Genomic DNA, 16,385 nt, shown 5'->3' with positions numbered 1-16,385 from the left:
AACCTCAGATTTCGCCAAAGTCCTCTTCAGCAATACCCAGCAGATTTTCAACACCTGACTCAATAGCCGCTTTGTGCATTCGCGTTCTGGGCAAAAGCCGCTGGAAGTAGAACCGGGCTGTTTGAATCTTGGCGTTATAGAAACCCTCTTCGGTAGTACCCGCTGCCAGTGCCTGCTGAGCTGTATTGACCATATCAGCCCAGAAGTAAGCCAGGCAGACATAGCCTGAATACATCAGAAAATCGACCGACGCTGCCCCCACTTCATCCTTGTTCTGCATGGCTTTCATGCCAATCTGCATGGTCATTTCGCCCCACTCTTTATTCAGGGCAGCCAGTGGTTCAATAAACTCTTTGAGTTGGCTGTTTCCCTCATGCTCCTTGCAGAAACGATGAACCACTTTGGTAAAGGTCTTCATTGATTCGCCCTGGGTCAGCAGGATTTTACGACCCAGCAAATCCAGAGCCTGAATACCGGTTGTGCCTTCATAAAGCATGGCAATGCGGGCATCCCGGACATTCTGTTCCATACCCCATTCCGCAATGTAGCCATGTCCGCCATAACACTGAAGTCCAAGATTAGCTGCTTCAAAACCGGTTTCGGTCACAAAAGCTTTAAGGATCGGTGTCAGGAAACCCATGGTCAGGTCAGCCTGACTGCGAACCTCTGCATCTGGGTGATGCATCAGGTCAGCCAGCTTAGCAATGTAGTAAGCCAGAGCCCGGTTACCTTCGGTGAAAGCCTTGATGGTCAACAACATTCGTCGTACATCAGGATGGACAATAATCGGGTCAGCCGGACCATCAGGATTTTTTGCCCCACTGAGAGAACGGCTTTGCAAACGCTCACGGGCATAACGTAAGGCACCCTGCATAGCCACTTCCGAATGAGCCAGCCCCTGTAAACCCGTTCCAAGGCGTGCAAAGTTCATAAACGTGAACATGCAGTTGAGACCTTTGTTCTCAGGCCCAATCAGAAAACCGGTAGCTTCATCGAAGTTCATGACACAGGTCGCATTGGCATGAATGCCCATTTTGTGCTCGATAGAACCACAGCTGACACCGTTGCTTTCACCAATGCTCTGGGGCAGATATTTGGGAACAATGAACAGCGAGATACCTTTCGTGCCTTCCGGAGCGCCCGGCAGACGAGCCAGAACAATATGAACGATATTTTCCGCCATATCGTGATCTCCGGCAGAAATGAATATCTTGGTACCGGAAATTCGATAAGAGCCATTGCCATTGGGTTCAGCTTTGGTGCGCAGCATACCCAGGTCCGTACCACAGTGGGGCTCTGTGAGGCACATGGTTCCGGTCCATTCCCCGGAAACCAGTTTGGTAAGATAGGCTTGCTTCTGCTCTTCGGTGCCATGAGCTTCCAAAGTATTCATAGCCCCATGGCTCAGCCCCGGATACATTCCCCAGGACCAGTTTGCCTGCCCAACCATTTCACTGATGGACAGCCCAAGGGAATGAGGCAGTCCCTGCCCGCCATAGGTTTCATCACTGGCAAGAGAAGGCCAGCCACCTTCAACATATTGTTGATAAGCTTCCCTGAAGCCTGACGGGGTTTTAACGCCCTCTTCACTCCAGGTGCAACCTTCCTGATCACCCGACTGATTCAGAGGTGACAGAACCTGTTCACAGAATTTTGCCCCTTCCTGCAAAATGGCATCCACCATATCAGGAGTAGCGTCTTCTGCGCCTGGCAGGCTGGCATAGTGTTCAGGGTAAGACAGTAACTCGTCCCGGACGAAACGGATATCTCTCAGGGGTGCCTTATATTCTGGCATTACAACGACCTCACTGGTTCTTTTCTTTTTATAAATACAGTCTAGCAGCAATTCAAACAGTTGTTTTAAACTTACGTATGAATAAAATTAATGTCAACTGCTCCAAACCTGCTTTGAAAAGACACCGCTACAGAGCTTTATCGCCCAAAAAGGCAATTCGCTGGAAACTGATATGGAGAGAGGAAAGCATGCAGGTTGGGACGAACAAAGCCATTCCCAACCTTGTCTCTGAAGGCAGGCTGAAAATTTACGGCTCTTTTACCAAAGGCTGGATATCCAAATACTCCGCAACAGCCCTGTTATCGAGTGTTTCCAGCCAGGGAACTACACCAAGACAGGGCGCAGGCAGACTGTCTTTCAGGGTCTGAACATTTTCTTTATAGTGGTTCATGTCCGGGGCAACCTGATTCGCCACCCAGCCAGCCAGCCTGGCACCATCACGAACAATCGCTTCAGCACTGAGCAATGCATGATTCAGACACCCCAGCTTCATGCCGACCACCAGAATAACCGGCGTATTCATTTCAAGCGCCAGACCTGACAGCATTTCCCGATTATTAAGAGGAACCCGCCAGCCACCAGCCCCTTCAATCAACGACAGGTCATGTTTACGCATCAGGGCGCCACGGCAAATCCCTGCCAGCCGATCCAGTGTTGTACGACGCCCCTCTTCTTTTGCGGCAATGTGCGGTGCAATAGGCGGCTTAAACGCAACAGGGTTGACCTGTGCATAAGGAAGCTCCAGCGTCATGGCCTCCATCAGGTTCATGGCGTCACCATTGCGCAAACCTTCAGGGGTAGAATAACAACCCGCCGATACGGGTTTAAGGGCAATGGTTTGCAGTTGTTTCTGACGGGCCGCTTCAAGCAGACCACAGGACACCACTGTTTTACCGGCATCCGTATCGGTGCCAGTAACAAAATACGTTTTAGCCATTTGAGTTTATTGCTCCGGTCTTTTTTAACAGACGGGCTTAGAAATGAGTCTGACAGATTTTTTTAAGTGATAAGCGGCCTGTGCACTATTCCGTAAATAACCTCATAAGAAAGAGGCAGTCCTTTTTCTGTTCGAAATATTTCATAAGCCTCCTGAAGCTTCAGGATACGATGACGGGACATCAGCCCATTCTGCCGCGCTGGAACCGTGTTCACCCCAAGGGCTTTCATATCCCGGAGTAACTGCATGACGGAAGGATAGTAGATAGTTTCGGTTTGCAGCCTGAAAGAATGTAGCTGGCAGTCAGACTGCTGCACGCAGTGTTTTTGAGCACTGTAAGTATCAAAGCTATTAACATGAACATGCGGGTCAACCTGACTCCACGCCCGCCGCAGCTCATGCATAGTGCCAGCTGCCAGAGTTGAAAAGACAAACAGGCCACCGGGTTTTAAAACCCGGTGTACCTCTTTAAGAACCCTGTTCAGGCTACACCACTGAATGGCGAGGCTGGAAAAGACCACATCAAAACGGTTGTCTTTGAACGGCAGGTGTTCAATATCTCCGGAACACCAGTCCAAATTCGGAAAACAGGATCGGGCATGGGCAGCCATTCCCATTGCCAGATCCAACCCTACTACAGAGGCCTGTGGATAATGACCGGCCACCTGAATCGTCTGACGACCTGTTCCAGAACCCAGGTCCAGGACAAACTCAGGCTTGTGGTTTGAAGGTAATCCCAGCATCGCCCGGGCAGCAACCCGGTCCTGAAGCGCAGCAGCGTCATCGTATGTGCTGGCGGCGCGGCTGAAGTTGACGGCAATTCGTCGTTTATCAGCTCGCTCCGGTCGGCAGGCTTCAGTCACCGATGAAGTTACCCTCTCGAGCATAAACAGGCTACCAGTTCTGCCACCTGGCGGGTAATGCCGGTTTCGTTATCAAGAAAGAAAGTATGCCCACCATTAAACACATTAACCGCATGGGCAGGGAAATCCTGTTCAATGCGTTCGGCAACATCGGCGGGAACCAGGGCATCCTGTCGACCAAAGCAGTGAATCACCGGACAACGCAGATCGGCAAACTGGGAGCGCACATTGCTTTCGCCAAGCAGTTTCAACATACCTGACAAAATAGCAGGTTCCAGATCAACATCTCCGGTCAATGCACCCAGTTCACGCATCAGGGTTTTCTGGTTGCTGTTGCCCATTGAGCAAAGCATGGAAAACTGTTGGATAGTGGCCTGGGGATCTTCTTCCATCCCAGCATAAAAGCTTGCAAAGGTGGCGGGCAACATAGCCTGTTGCCAGTCATCATTGCGAACAAAACACGGGTTAGTCCCCAGAGTCACCAGGCCTGCCACTTTGTCCGGGTTCTGGCTCGCATAAAGCGCAGCCAGTGTGCCACCCAAAGACCAGCCAACCAGCACCACTGGCGTTTCCAGCAGATGCAGGTCAAGATAATTCAGCAGCTCCTGCCAGTCATAGCGGCTACCGGGCTCCGATACCAGCCCCGGCAGCTGTACCACACAGGCCCGACCATCCCCATCCAACTCCCGTGCCAGTGGCTCCAGCACGGTTGCCGGCATGCCCCAACCACTGATTAATACGATGGGCAGACTCATGCAACATCCTCCTGCAACGGGCTTACCGTGCGCTCAAGTGCGGTCAGCAACTGCTCTACATGCTCTTTGCTGTGGGCAGCGCTGAAAGTAATACGTAGCCTCGACGTTCCTCTTGGAACGGTAGGCGGTCGAATGGCTGTGACCAGAATACCCTGCTGAGCCAGTGAATCACTCAGAGCCATGGCATTGCTGGCACTGCCGACCCTAATCGGCTGAATCGGCGAAGCCGAATCCATCAGCTGCAACCCCAGTTGTTCACAACCTTTGCGAAAATACTGAACCAGTTCCTGCAAGTGGTCGCGTCGCCAACTTTCTTCCCGCAATAGTTTCAGGCTGGTTCGGGTGGCAGCTGCTACAGCCGGAGGCATGGAGGTGGTGTAAATATAGGTGCGGGCAAACTGGATAAGTGTCTCAATTAATGCTTCGCTACCTGCCACAAACGCACCGGCTGTGCCAAAGGCTTTGCCCAGTGTACCAATCAGAACCGGCAAATCATCCTGAGACAGATCAAAGAATTCTGCAACTCCACCCCCCATCTTACCCAGACTGCCAAAACCATGGGCGTCATCGACCATCAGCCAGGCGTTTTTCTGTTTTGCCAGTTGTACCAGCTCAGGCAATGGTGCCATATCACCATCCATGCTGAAGACCCCATCGGTGACAATCAACCGGCGACGGGCTTCGGTACGCTCTAAACGGGTGGTCAGATTATCCACACCATTATGCAGATAACGCTGAAAACGAGCCCCGGACAGCTGACCAGCATCCAGCAGAGAGGCATGATTCAGACGATCCTGAAACACAGCGTCGTGCTTATTGAGCAAAGCCGTAATCACGCCAAGGTTCGCCATATAACCATTGGAAAACAGCAGCACCCGGTCACGGCCGGTAAACTCAGCCAACTCTTCTTCCAGTTGATGGTGCGCCCTGCTGTGACCAATAACCAGATGAGAAGCGCCACCGCCCACACCATAGTCAGTTGTCGCCTTTTTCATACTGGCAATCACTTCAGGGTGGCTGGCTAATCCCAGATAATCGTTATTACAGAAAGCCAGATACTTCTTACCATCAATGACCACTTCAGGCCCCTGGGCGGTATCGAGGGTTTTGCGTGACCGATAGAGGTTGGCTTCCCGACGTGACTGCAAATCCTGCTGCAGCTCTTTATCCATGTCCGAACTTTTTATGCGCGCCCCATCCATAACCATTACCTCAGGAGACTTTCATGGCATCGTAATAATGATCATTTTCCTGTTCACGCAGAGGGCAGGTTCGGGCAAACTCTTCAGCGGCTTCTTCCGAAGAAAGCGCTGAGCTGTCGTCCATATTAATGCCCAGTTTATCGAACAACTGTCGGTCTCTGCTTTCTTTAGGGTTCGGAGTGGTCAACAGTTTATCCCCCAGGAAAATGGAGTTGGCACCTGCCAGAAATGCCAGCGCCTGTAATTCGTCGCTCATATTCTCACGACCGGCAGAAAGACGCACACAGGAGGCAGGCATCATAATCTTGGCAACGGCAATGGTGCGAACAAACTCGATACCATCCACAGCATCAACATCTTCCAGCGGCGTACCTGCTACCCGCACCAGCATATTCACAGGCACACTTTCCGGATGCTTAGGCAGATTAGCCAGCGCCACCAGCATACCTGCACGGTCACGCTCGGTTTCACCCAGACCGACAATGCCGCCACTGCAAATATTCATACCGGCATCACGAACGTGCTGCAAAGTATCCAGACGATCAGAGAAGGTACGAGTGGTAATAATGTTGCCGTAAAACTCCGGAGAGGTGTCCAGGTTGTGGTTGTAATAATCCAGACCAGCGTCCGCCAGTCGGCTCGCCTGGTCAGCATTCAGCATACCCAGCGTCATGCAGGTTTCCAGCCCCATTTCTTTAACCCCCTTTACCATCTCCATAATGTAAGGCAGGTCTTTTTCCGGTGGGTTTTTCCACGCTGCGCCCATGCAGAAACGGGTCGCGCCAGATGCTTTTGCGGCACGGGCTTCTTCCAGCACCTTGCGCACTTCCATTAATTTTTCTTTACTGAGCCCTGTGTTGTAGTGACCACTCTGAGGGCAGTATTTGCAGTCTTCCGGGCAGGCACCGGTTTTGATCGACAACAGTGTACTAACCTGCACCTGGTTTGGGTTGAAGTGTTCGCGGTGAGCCAGCTGAGCCTGAAAGATCAGGTCATTGAAAGGCAGCTGAAACAATGCCTCAACTTCTTCTACCGTCCAGTCATGACGAAGCCCTGTTCTAGGGTGAGTTGCATCAGGGTGAGTTGCATCAGGGTGAGTTGCGTCAGAATAAGTCGCGTCAGGGTGAGATGAGCTTACAGTTGCAGTCATGTTGTTCAAAATTTCCCCGGAGCGCCCGTGGCAGTAATGCTGAGCACAACCTTCAATATTGGTTATTGAAATTAAAACATGGCTGATAATAATCAATTAAAACTTAACGTCAATCGTTAATGCGCAAGAATGTTTACAATTGAGCAAATATTAAACAATTTATTTCAGATCAGTTGCCTGCTATGTCGTGGGGCTACCCCTTTCAGGCAGCCACTTTGCCAGCTCTGCCTGGCCGCCTGCCCTGATAATCAGCAAGCCTGCCAGTGCTGCAGTTCACCCATGATGGTTTCAACCCGGTTACTATGTGGTCAGTGTCTGAACCAGCCACCTGTTTATCAACACTGCTACTCGGCTTTTCAGTACCGTTTTCCAGTGAACCACATCATCCACCGAATAAAATACAGTCGTCAGATAGCCCTGATTAAACCACTGTCGGCCTCGCTGGCAGAGGTTCTGCGGGAACGTTATCACCAGCAAACCTGGCCAGAAGCCATTATTCCGGTGCCGCTTCATAAAAAACGATTACGACAACGGGGTTATAATCAGGCACTCCTGCTGGCAAAAGCACTGAACCGACTACTCAAAGATAAAAGCATGGTATTGGACAGGGGGCTGGTAAAACGGATTCGTGCAACACAAGCCCAGCAACAGCTTAAAGCCAGTGAGCGCCGAAGAAATATTCGGGGAGCCTTCGCCTGCAATAAAACCACTGCCTATCAGCATGTGGCTATTGTTGATGATGTTGTCACGACGGGGGAGACCGTTTCGGAACTGTCCAGGGTACTGCTAAAACAGGGTGTCAAAACCGTTGATGTGTGGTGTCTGGCAAGAACACCTGCGGGCTGATGGGCAAAAGTTACCAGTTTAGATTGAAGGCTGCTCCTGACGTAGACACCCTTAAGGGAGGGTTTGTTTTGCCTTATACCGGTTCGAAAGCGCAATATTCCTGTCAGGAAAATAAATTCTTTTTGTTTACAGGTCGATCATTCGCAAAAAATAAGGTTCAAAATCTGATTATTGATTGTGATGCCGGGATGGTTAGCAGCGACTGCGCCAGATCGTTTTCTGTGCATTCAGGTTACAGAGTGTTTTTTTATTGTCCCCACGGAAGTACATTTTCACCTTCTATAGGGTTTCCCAGCCCTTTAATGCTAGGACAGTTGAAAATTCATGAGGTTTTAGATGAATCTCAAGTATGTTTTGATTACTGGCTAATCCCCAAATTAGATAACACCAACCATGGCTTCATAAATAACAATACTGCCGATCTTCGCCAGCTATACAAATCTATTATAAAGAATGACAGAGCCCTGAGGATCAAAACCGGAGAGAAGGAATCTGAAAAAATTTACGATATTATTTTGCCTACCTGTAGAGTGCCATTGCATCGATTACTGGATGAGATAAAACTCAGATTTCCCCACTACCAAAACATCCACTGTATGTTTGAACGAGCGATATGGCTTGCAGGGACAACGTATCAGCCAGGAATGCCTGCAGGTTCAGTGTGGAATACCGGGACACGATCCCATCCAGATTTCAAATTCCATGATCCTTACCTTCCATCTTCCAACCCCTCTTTCAGAGGACGATTGGGTTATTGGGAGTTGGTCTCCCGTGATGAAAACCCATGGATATTTATTGAACCGTCATTCAGCACCTATATCAGGAATAAATCTCTTGGTACGGTCGACCAAGAATTGAAATGATGGTTAATTGCCTCTCCTGCAAGCCAACGACATGTTTTTCATGACCATCGACCAATAAAACATTAATTCCCTGAAAGCAAAAAAATACCCAGCGTGCAGTCGGATTCTGATAGGGCTTTCGCTTCATATCCGGAAAGAACCTACTCTGACGCTTTAATTCATGCCTGATTCGATGCTGTATCGCTGCGTAGACTAACAGGCAAAGCGTCATCACCATAAGCAACGCTTCTATACGTTCCGGCTTCTTTAAAAACAGCGAGGAGACCAGAAATTCAGGGCTTTTAAGAAACCGAAATCCACGCTCCACCGACTGCTGTGATTTATAAGTGCTCAACACTTCTGCTGAACTTAGCCGGCTCCTGTCCAGATCATTTGTTGCCAACACAAAGCACCCCAGGGAAGCCTCTGCTACTTTACGACAGTCAACGGATACCCAAGGATGACCGCTGACATAATACTCCACGCTATCTGGTTTGCTGTCTTTCTCCGGACGTCCCACTTTGGTATAGCATGGTTTTGTCGTAATTACAGGTTCTGCCTGACAATAATTGCTTTTTGATTGCCACTCATTGAACGCACGCAATGCGTCCGTTTCACACTTGAACGGTTTCTTCGCCAGCTTGCTGGTCAGTGCTTCCGCTTCTTTTTCTGACTTTTTCAACAGTTTTTTGAGCAGTGTTTTCTGTTCGCTTTTCCGAGCCTGTTCACTGCGAATCAGAACCCACCGTTGAGATACATCCGCATAGTCGGACAGTACTTCGCAGCTCTCATAACCTTCGGCATCTTCAACCGGTGTCATCGCACAAGAAGCGACACTGTCCACAAGCTCTCTTGCGGATTTTATTTTAGCCGGAACCCGGGTGATGAACTGTTGCTTTTGCTGATGCAATATCTGTACATTGTCTGTTGTATAAAGTGCAGCATCGCCGATCAGGTAACGATTATTCAGCGCCTCTTTGTAGCATTTCAAATGCTTGCTGATGACTTTTTTAAAATTAGTGTTGTCGTTTATATTGCCACTGGATGCGGCCATGAATACGGGAATACCCGCCTGATTTTCAGTCATTAGGAGCAGTATCGCCTGATTTAATTCAGGTCGGTGATCTCTGCTGTATCCACGACAGATTTTAATGCAGTTCAGATCTTCTTCATCGACTTCAGACTCACTGTTATAACGACCGTCCACATGAAAGCTGGTTGAATCAAGATTCAGAGCATTACACGGCAGTTTCAAGACATTAACGGCCTTGACAGCCAGTGATAAATAGACCTCACTTACACCCAGTTCAAAAATTTGATCCAAGGCTCTGCCGAGTACACTTTCGTTGATATGTTCCGGCTCTATACCCGGCCGAATAAGTTTATCCAGTGGTTTGTCGGCGTGAAACTCAGGGAACATGTGGAGTGTGCGAGCAGTGAAGCCCAGTCCGTTAAGCAGCATTGAGACAACGGTTTCTCCGAAGGAAATCTTTCTGGTTTCAGATTGGTTGGGAACCAGAGAATCCAAGAGGTTAGCGATCCCGAGCTCTTTGCACATACCGGCCACCAACCCCGTATGGTCGATGCGTTGAATGTGAAATTGATGAGGTTGCATGGCATATGCTCAGTCTGAAAATTTTTTACATTTTAGATGGTTTTAGGAAATTCTCAGATTAAGTGCTGAATGACGGATTGAACTAACCGAAAGTACTCGACTACTCGCTGAAGGGGAAGGGGGCAGCACTAACTATGGTGCCATATCTGGCTATGTTGGCTCTTGATAGATTCGGGGACTGTCACGTTCAGGTAACTCCCCGGAATCCATCAAGCGCCTCCTCAGCCTCAATTCCCTTAATACTCGATACTGTATGACAAGCTAACGGTTCGCCCCTGGGCCGGCATAGCAGAGATAACACCATAGGTTTTACGAGCCCACTGGCTGTAAACGGTTTGATAGTCTTCATTCAGCAGGTTATTGACCGAGGCATCCAGACGGCCTACAGGCAACCAGAACGATGCGGTGAGGTCAAAGACGGTATAGCCGTCAAACGTCTCTTTGCCAGGATTATCTTCGCTATCGTAGCCCTTGTCGTAATCGGCAAAGTTAAGGGCCTGTAGCCGAACCATATAGTCCTCTTGCTCATAACTGACAAAAGCGGTCAGTTTTTGTGGAGAAACATCCACAGCACTGAGGTCAAGCCACTTTTTCAGATCCTCGTTGTACGTTCGCCCCTCGGTAAAGGTATAACTACCACCGACCTGCCAATCGTCATTTATGTAATAGCTGAGCGCAGATTCTATGCCGTAAATCTTTTTATCCTGATCAAGAATCTGGACACCATAACCTTTGGTGAACTTAATGATTTGATCCGACTCATTATAAAAAGCAGTCACCGAAGCAGTGAGCGCATCAAAGCGACCACGCCAGCCCAGTTCGTAGTTTTTAATTTTGGTAGCGTCCAGATTGACTTTATCAAGGCTGGTTGCACCAAAAGCCTTGCTCAAAGCACTGCCAGCCGGTAGCACATTCCTCAACAGCCTGGCAGGGTCAGGTACCTCAAAACCTTCCGAGTAGTTGATAAAAGTTTCCTGTTTATCAGAAAGCTGGAAAACAAGTCCAAGGTTGAAAAGGTCTGCCGTATAATCCTTTTTGCCTCCCTTGAATGTGGTGTAGTTTGAGCTTCCCTTTAAAGGCAGTATCCAGCTTTCCAGAACCGGACGGTAATCAGCAATGTCCACGTCCACCCGTTCATGGCGATAGCCGGTGTTCATGGTCAGCCGGTCGGTAATATTAAACCGGGCCTGAACAAAACCGCCCAGGGTTGTGGTCTCCACATCAGGACCATACTCATAGTCGGTGCCAGTGGGTTGATAATTCAAACCATTACTGCCAGTAAAAGCATTTGCATCATAGCCGGTTCCGGTTTGCTTGCCTTTATCTTTCTTATAGTCAAGGCCATACACCAGCCGGAAGCGTTTATTCAGGTTTTTATCCATGGTCAGTTTGAGCCCATGAACACGAGCCTCTGAGGTAGACTGGTTAACGACCATCGTAGAATCTGGTAATTTCAGGAAACTTTTATATAGTTTCAAGTCATACGCAAAAGGGAAAAAACGGTACTCTCTGTCCCGGTAGTAGCCCTGAACAGTTGCCCTGTGCCCCAAAAAATCTTCATCAATAAAAGACAGGGAATAACTATTACGATGACTGTATGGCTGGTCGTCCAGCGTCAATCCTTTTACTGCTTTATTCACACCTTCAGTAATAACAGGAGCGCCAAAAGGTGCCGCATAAGACAGGTTTTCGCCGTAATAAAGGCCATAATCTGAGTCCATATCATCCCTGAATACCTGCAGGTCGGCTTCAAGTCGCTGAGTCTCGTTCAGGTCGTACCCAAGCTTCAGCAGCAGGTCCCGGGTTTCAGTGTCGCCGCGACCAAGCTGTGCGCCCCCAGGTGAAATGCGATCACCATCAGAATCAAAAAATCCGGCTCTCTGTTCAAAGGTGGCACTGGCAAGATAATCAAAGTTGCCTTTGCGGCCACTTACCCCCTGATTAATACGCCAGGTTAAACCATCACTGTCCAGCTTATTGGCTGGCATGGTGATGCCAACGGTGGTGCTAAATCTGGCATCGTCCGTATCCGGCTTTTTGGTAATGATATTAATGATGCCACCCGCTGCACCCGAGCCATAAATGGCACTGGCACCGGAAACCACTTCAATTCGTTCAATATTCTCCGGTCTGACGGTATTCATCTGACGGCTGGCCTGACGACTCTCTGTCTGGGCAACACCGTCTATCAGCAACAGAACCTTACGGCCTCGTATAGTTTGTGAGCGATCTGTCGCAGCCCGGGTACTTGGGCCAAAACCCGGAACCAACACGGCCAGGACGTCAGCCAGTTTCTGACCGGCCACGCTCTGCTGCTCAATCGCTGTTTTATCTATGACCTGAACCGTACCGGCAATAGAAGAAATATTCTCTTCAACCCGGCTGGCTGTGACAACAACATCGTCCAGCCGGGTTACATTGCTTTCTTCGGCAATAGCTGTAGAGCCGCACAGGGCAATAGCGAGTGCCAGAGGGGTTTTATTATTCATTTTATTGATGCATTCCTTGTTGTATTGATTTCTATTCTCATTTGATCCCTGTTGTTATTCGTGCCCACTTCCTGTGGGCTGATTGTTTTTTCGGAAAATGTTTCTTCGGGAAAATTTAACGTCGCTGGACGTATTTACCGGTCAGCAGCAGAAGAATGAAATAGACACCGCCCACGCTGGACACCACCAGCCCTGCGGGTAACTCAAAAGGTGCCATAAGATGTCTGGACAGAGCGTCCCCGAGTACAAGGAGGATAGCACCGACCATTGCCGTCGCCGCAATAAGGTGACGATGACTGGACAAACCCAATACACGACAGATATGAGGAGCCATCAGGCCGACAAAAGAAATACCGCCAACGGTCGCCACACTGACAGAACTCAGCAGTGCCACCAGCAACAGCAGGGCAATCAATACCGGATTAATCCTGATCCCCAGAATCGTGGGCCATTGGGTACCAAGCTGTAAAATATCCAGTTTCCGCCAGAGTAACAGCAGCAGAGGAGCCACCATCAACACAACCGCTGCAAGAAAAAACACCAGCCCCTTACTGATGGCATAAGTACTGCCCGACAACCAGAGCAGCACCTCACTGGACTGATTACTGCCAAGCACCAGAGCGATATTCACCAGGGTCGAGGCCAGGGCAGACAAACACAAACCTGCCAGCGCAAACATCTGTGGCTGAAAACCGGTCATACGACTCAGACTTAACAGCAACAACAACGCAAACCCGCTGCCAGCCATGGAAACCAGCACCATCTCCACACGGTCAAGACCGGGAAACAGCACAGCCGCCACCACCACAAATAAAACTCCCGTCGTCGTAAGACCTGAAACGTCGGGACTGGCAAGTGGGTTTCTCATCAAGCTCTGCAACACCAGCCCGGAGACCCCCAGGGCACAACCAGCAAAAGCTGCCGCTGCCACTCTCGGCCAGCGAAGGTCAAAGTCGTCGGCATTCAGTCCACCACCCAGGCTGAGCCAGACTGAACAGAGCAACAGAGCCAGCATGATGAACAGGAGTTTTAGCGGCGATATTCTGAACAGAGCCCGAATACCGGTTTCTTTTGGCAGCTGGGTCAGGTGATTGACCGTATGACGCCGGGTCAGTAAAAAAATCATAAAAGGCGCACCAATCGCTGTGGTCATGGCACCGGCAGGAATACTGTAATGCCCCTCTGACAACATAAGAGGCATCCAGCGAGCAAGGATATCGGCACTGAGCAACAACAGTGCGCCAATAAGGCTGGCAGCCAGAAGCCGACTCCACGTGGCTTTATAACCCAGCCCCCTTGCAATATGTGGCGCAACCAGACCAATAAAGCTGATCATGCCAACCTGACTGACCACCGTGGCAGACAGCAACAAGGCCAGCAGCAGTGACAGCATAACCGTCTGCCTGACATTAACACCGAGACTGCCAGCCTGACCATTCCCCAGTTCAATCAGATCCAACCGCCTTGCCAGCGGCAACGATGCAGCAATAAGGGCAGCCACCAGCCACCAGCTGCTGTTCACGGCCTGAAAATCAAACTGAGCCAGATTGCCTGCTCCCCAGATGTACAGGCCATCCAGCCGATTTTCCCAGAACATCAATAAGCCAGCGCTGACAGCTCCCACCGACAATGTCACGGCCATCCCCACCAGCACCAGGTTAACCGGCGAATGACTGATGGCACTGGCCAGTTTGAAAACGACAAGTGACGTTATAACTGCGCCAGTGAAAGCGACGACAACGGGAAAATGGTCAGTGAACTCAGGCAGGGCAATCGTGCCTGTAATGATCGCCAGCAGGGCACCGGCATTAATACCCAGTGTCGCCGGGCTGGCAAAGGAATTTCTTGTCGCGCTTTGGATCAGCACTCCGGCTGCACCCAGTGCAGCACCACACAACAGAGCCATAAGGGTGCGAGGCAACAGCAGGTAAGTCACAATGACATTATGCAGTGACGGAACATCGCCGTGATTAAACCATGATTTTCCAGCCAATAACTCGCCGGGCAAACTGACATCAATCCCCGCCGGCCCTGAGGCCAGAGAAATTAAACAGCTCATGAACAGCAGCAGTAGCGCAAAGGTCAGTTTCATCGATTCCGAATACATGCTCATGCCCCCGGAACCAGCTGACCAACAAACGCCCGGGTCATTCGCATAACCGACTCCGGGCCACCAAATGACCAGAGCGCGGGAACATGATAAACCCGGCCTTCCCTGACCGCTGGCAAAGCCTGCCAAACCGGAGAAACCGTCATGCCCTGACCATTATCCGGCAACTGTCCAATAATAATCAGGCTGGCATCACCAATCGTGGTGAGCTTCAGCAAGTCCACATGGGTAAAGTCACGCCCGGGCAGAGTGGCTGACCAGCCATTTTCCAGTCCGATCCCTTCAACAACTGCACCGGCTAAAGACGATTTGCCATAAACCCTCAGACCCAGCCCCATGCCAACAAATTTACCGACGACCACCGGGTGCCCCGTCAGTTCAGCCTTGCGAATTAGCATTCTGCCGTGGCTCAGCGCCTGCTGCATTTCACTAAGCTTCATCGCTGCCTGTTTCTGATGCTGAAAAATAGCGGCAACTGACAGAAAAATATCCTGCATTCTGACCAGATAATCTCTCTGGTCTTCTTCAGAAGGATACTGCCCGTAAAGCACCGTAGGGGCTATGGCATTGAGTTCGGGATAAATACGATTGTGCCGCCAGTCGTAACCCAGAATCAGATCCGGTTTAAGGGCAGCGATGGCCTCTAACGATGGTTCAGAACGATGGCCTAGCTCGGTCACGCCTTCCGGCATGGGCGGCGTATCAGACTGCCACTGTCGGTAACCCTTTATGGTGGTTACACCTGCGGGTGTAATGCCAAGGGTGAGAAGGATTTCTGCCTGCGTCCAGTTGAGTGCTGCAACGCGTTGGGGAATTTCAGAAAGAACAGTCGTTCCGGCTTTGTGTTCAACGGTAACAGCACCGGCATTCAGCGTTAGAAATACGACCATGGCAGCACTGTATTTTTGTACGACAGCTAACATTCAGGCGACTTCCATTGTCAGAGATTTATTGGCCGGACTCTTAAACTGCTCACCACTGGAACCATCGAGGCTGGCAACACCAGGAATAAATAGCGTCTGACCTTCCGGCTCCAGAGTGACTTTGCGGGTTTTAATGTCAAACACTTCGTAAATGGTCTGTTCGTTTAATACCGTGTGCGCAGGGCCATCCTGAACCAGTTTGCCCGCTTTCATCAATACCAGGTGGTCACTGTATTGCAGAGCTTGATTCAGGTCATGCAGAACCCAGACAACGGTCACCTTCTGTTCCTGGTTCAGGGTACGAATGGTATCGAGCAGTTTTTGCTGATGTGAAATATCCAGCCAGGAAGTCGGTTCGTCCAGCAACAGGATGCCAGTCTGCTGTGCCAGAACCATCGCAAGCCATACCCGCTGCATCTCACCTCCGGACAGGTGGTCCACCACATGACCGGCAACGTCACTCATGCCAACACGAACCAGGGCTTCATGAATGGCCTGCCGGTCTGTCGTTTGCAATCGCCCAAAAGGACCTGCATAAGGATGACGACCACAGGCCACCAGATCAGCTACTTTCATGCCCAGAGGAACCGGAGAGTGCTGGGGGAGCATGGTCAGCAGCTTAGCCAGCCCTTTACGGCTGTACTCCGCCATTGGCTTGCCAAGTAGCTCAATGTCTCCGGACGAAACAGGGCTTAAGCCGGATAACAACTTGAGCAGGGTACTCTTTCCTGAACCATTGGGGCCAAGAATGGCAGTGATTTTTCCTGATGGAATTTCCAGAGAAACAGGTGCCAGTATGGTGCGCTTAGCCACATTAAAAGACACTTGTTGCAAACTGAATGAAGACGCTTCCATTAC

General features: G+C 50.1%; 13 protein-coding genes. 2 read left to right on the top strand and 11 right to left on the bottom strand.

The annotated features are described in order from the left end of the window. Positions 1-4 precede the first annotated feature (4 nt). The 6 genes from NX722_RS21550 to bioB all read right to left on the bottom strand — a co-directional run bounded on the left by NX722_RS21550 (position 5) and on the right by bioB (position 6,702). Positions 5-1,795: an acyl-CoA dehydrogenase C-terminal domain-containing protein gene (locus NX722_RS21550; RefSeq protein WP_262564942.1), complete on the bottom strand. Its 1,791-nt coding sequence runs from the start codon at positions 1,793-1,795 to the stop codon at positions 5-7. Between the two features lie 247 nt (positions 1,796-2,042). Further along, positions 2,043-2,732 (bottom strand): dethiobiotin synthase, encoded by a 690-nt coding sequence (gene bioD / locus NX722_RS21545; protein ID WP_262564941.1) that lies wholly within the window; start codon positions 2,730-2,732, stop codon positions 2,043-2,045. A 62-nt stretch (positions 2,733-2,794) separates the two neighbouring features. Next, on the bottom strand, positions 2,795-3,619 hold the full coding sequence (gene bioC / locus NX722_RS21540; RefSeq protein ID WP_262564940.1) for a malonyl-ACP O-methyltransferase BioC: 825 nt from the start codon (positions 3,617-3,619) through the stop codon (positions 2,795-2,797). Continuing rightward, positions 3,604-4,350, bottom strand: a complete 747-nt coding sequence (locus NX722_RS21535; protein WP_262564939.1) for an alpha/beta fold hydrolase — start codon at positions 4,348-4,350, stop codon at positions 3,604-3,606. The genes bioC and NX722_RS21535 overlap by 16 nt, the downstream gene beginning before the upstream one ends. After that, on the bottom strand, positions 4,347-5,552 hold the full coding sequence (gene bioF, locus NX722_RS21530; protein WP_407648024.1) for an 8-amino-7-oxononanoate synthase: 1,206 nt from the start codon (positions 5,550-5,552) through the stop codon (positions 4,347-4,349). The genes NX722_RS21535 and bioF overlap by 4 nt, the downstream gene beginning before the upstream one ends. Positions 5,553-5,562: 10 nt before the next feature. Then, entirely contained in the window at positions 5,563-6,702 is a 1,140-nt protein-coding gene (bioB, locus tag NX722_RS21525; RefSeq protein ID WP_262564938.1) for a biotin synthase BioB, read from the bottom strand. Positions 6,703-6,981: 279 nt separating this feature from the next. On the opposite strand from bioB, the gene NX722_RS21520 reads away from it, so the two are divergent. Both NX722_RS21520 and NX722_RS21515 read left to right on the top strand, forming a co-directional pair. After that, a complete protein-coding gene (locus NX722_RS21520) occupies positions 6,982-7,548 on the top strand; it encodes a ComF family protein (RefSeq protein ID WP_262564937.1) in 567 nt (188 codons plus the stop codon). Further along, positions 7,548-8,411 (top strand): putative adhesin, encoded by an 864-nt coding sequence (locus NX722_RS21515; RefSeq protein WP_262564936.1) that lies wholly within the window; start codon positions 7,548-7,550, stop codon positions 8,409-8,411. The genes NX722_RS21520 and NX722_RS21515 overlap by 1 nt, the downstream gene beginning before the upstream one ends. Here the strand turns inward: NX722_RS21515 and NX722_RS21510 are convergent. The 5 genes from NX722_RS21510 to NX722_RS21490 form a co-directional block, all read right to left on the bottom strand. Beyond that, on the bottom strand, positions 8,368-10,005 hold the full coding sequence (locus NX722_RS21510; RefSeq protein WP_262564376.1) for an IS1634 family transposase: 1,638 nt from the start codon (positions 10,003-10,005) through the stop codon (positions 8,368-8,370). The two genes, NX722_RS21515 and NX722_RS21510, sit on opposite strands and share 44 nt — an antisense overlap. 236 nt (positions 10,006-10,241) lie before the next feature. After that, positions 10,242-12,494 (bottom strand): TonB-dependent receptor, encoded by a 2,253-nt coding sequence (locus tag NX722_RS21505; RefSeq protein ID WP_262564935.1) that lies wholly within the window; start codon positions 12,492-12,494, stop codon positions 10,242-10,244. A gap of 115 nt (positions 12,495-12,609) precedes the next feature. Further along, entirely contained in the window at positions 12,610-14,607 is a 1,998-nt protein-coding gene (locus tag NX722_RS21500; RefSeq protein WP_262564934.1) for an iron ABC transporter permease, read from the bottom strand. Then, the gene (locus NX722_RS21495; RefSeq protein WP_262564933.1) at positions 14,604-15,527 is read right to left on the bottom strand and encodes an iron-siderophore ABC transporter substrate-binding protein; all 924 of its coding nucleotides are present in this window, start codon (positions 15,525-15,527) and stop codon (positions 14,604-14,606) included. The genes NX722_RS21500 and NX722_RS21495 overlap by 4 nt, the downstream gene beginning before the upstream one ends. Beyond that, the gene (locus NX722_RS21490) at positions 15,528-16,382 is read right to left on the bottom strand and encodes an ABC transporter ATP-binding protein (protein WP_262564932.1); all 855 of its coding nucleotides are present in this window, start codon (positions 16,380-16,382) and stop codon (positions 15,528-15,530) included. It lies immediately after the preceding gene. Positions 16,383-16,385 lie beyond the last annotated feature (3 nt).

Origin of the sequence: Endozoicomonas gorgoniicola (assembly GCF_025562715.2) — a bacterium.
GTDB lineage: Bacteria > Pseudomonadota > Gammaproteobacteria > Pseudomonadales > Endozoicomonadaceae > Endozoicomonas_A > Endozoicomonas_A gorgoniicola.
The sequence above is the reverse complement of the archived record's forward strand: the minus strand, read 5'-3'. Positions and strand labels throughout refer to the sequence as shown.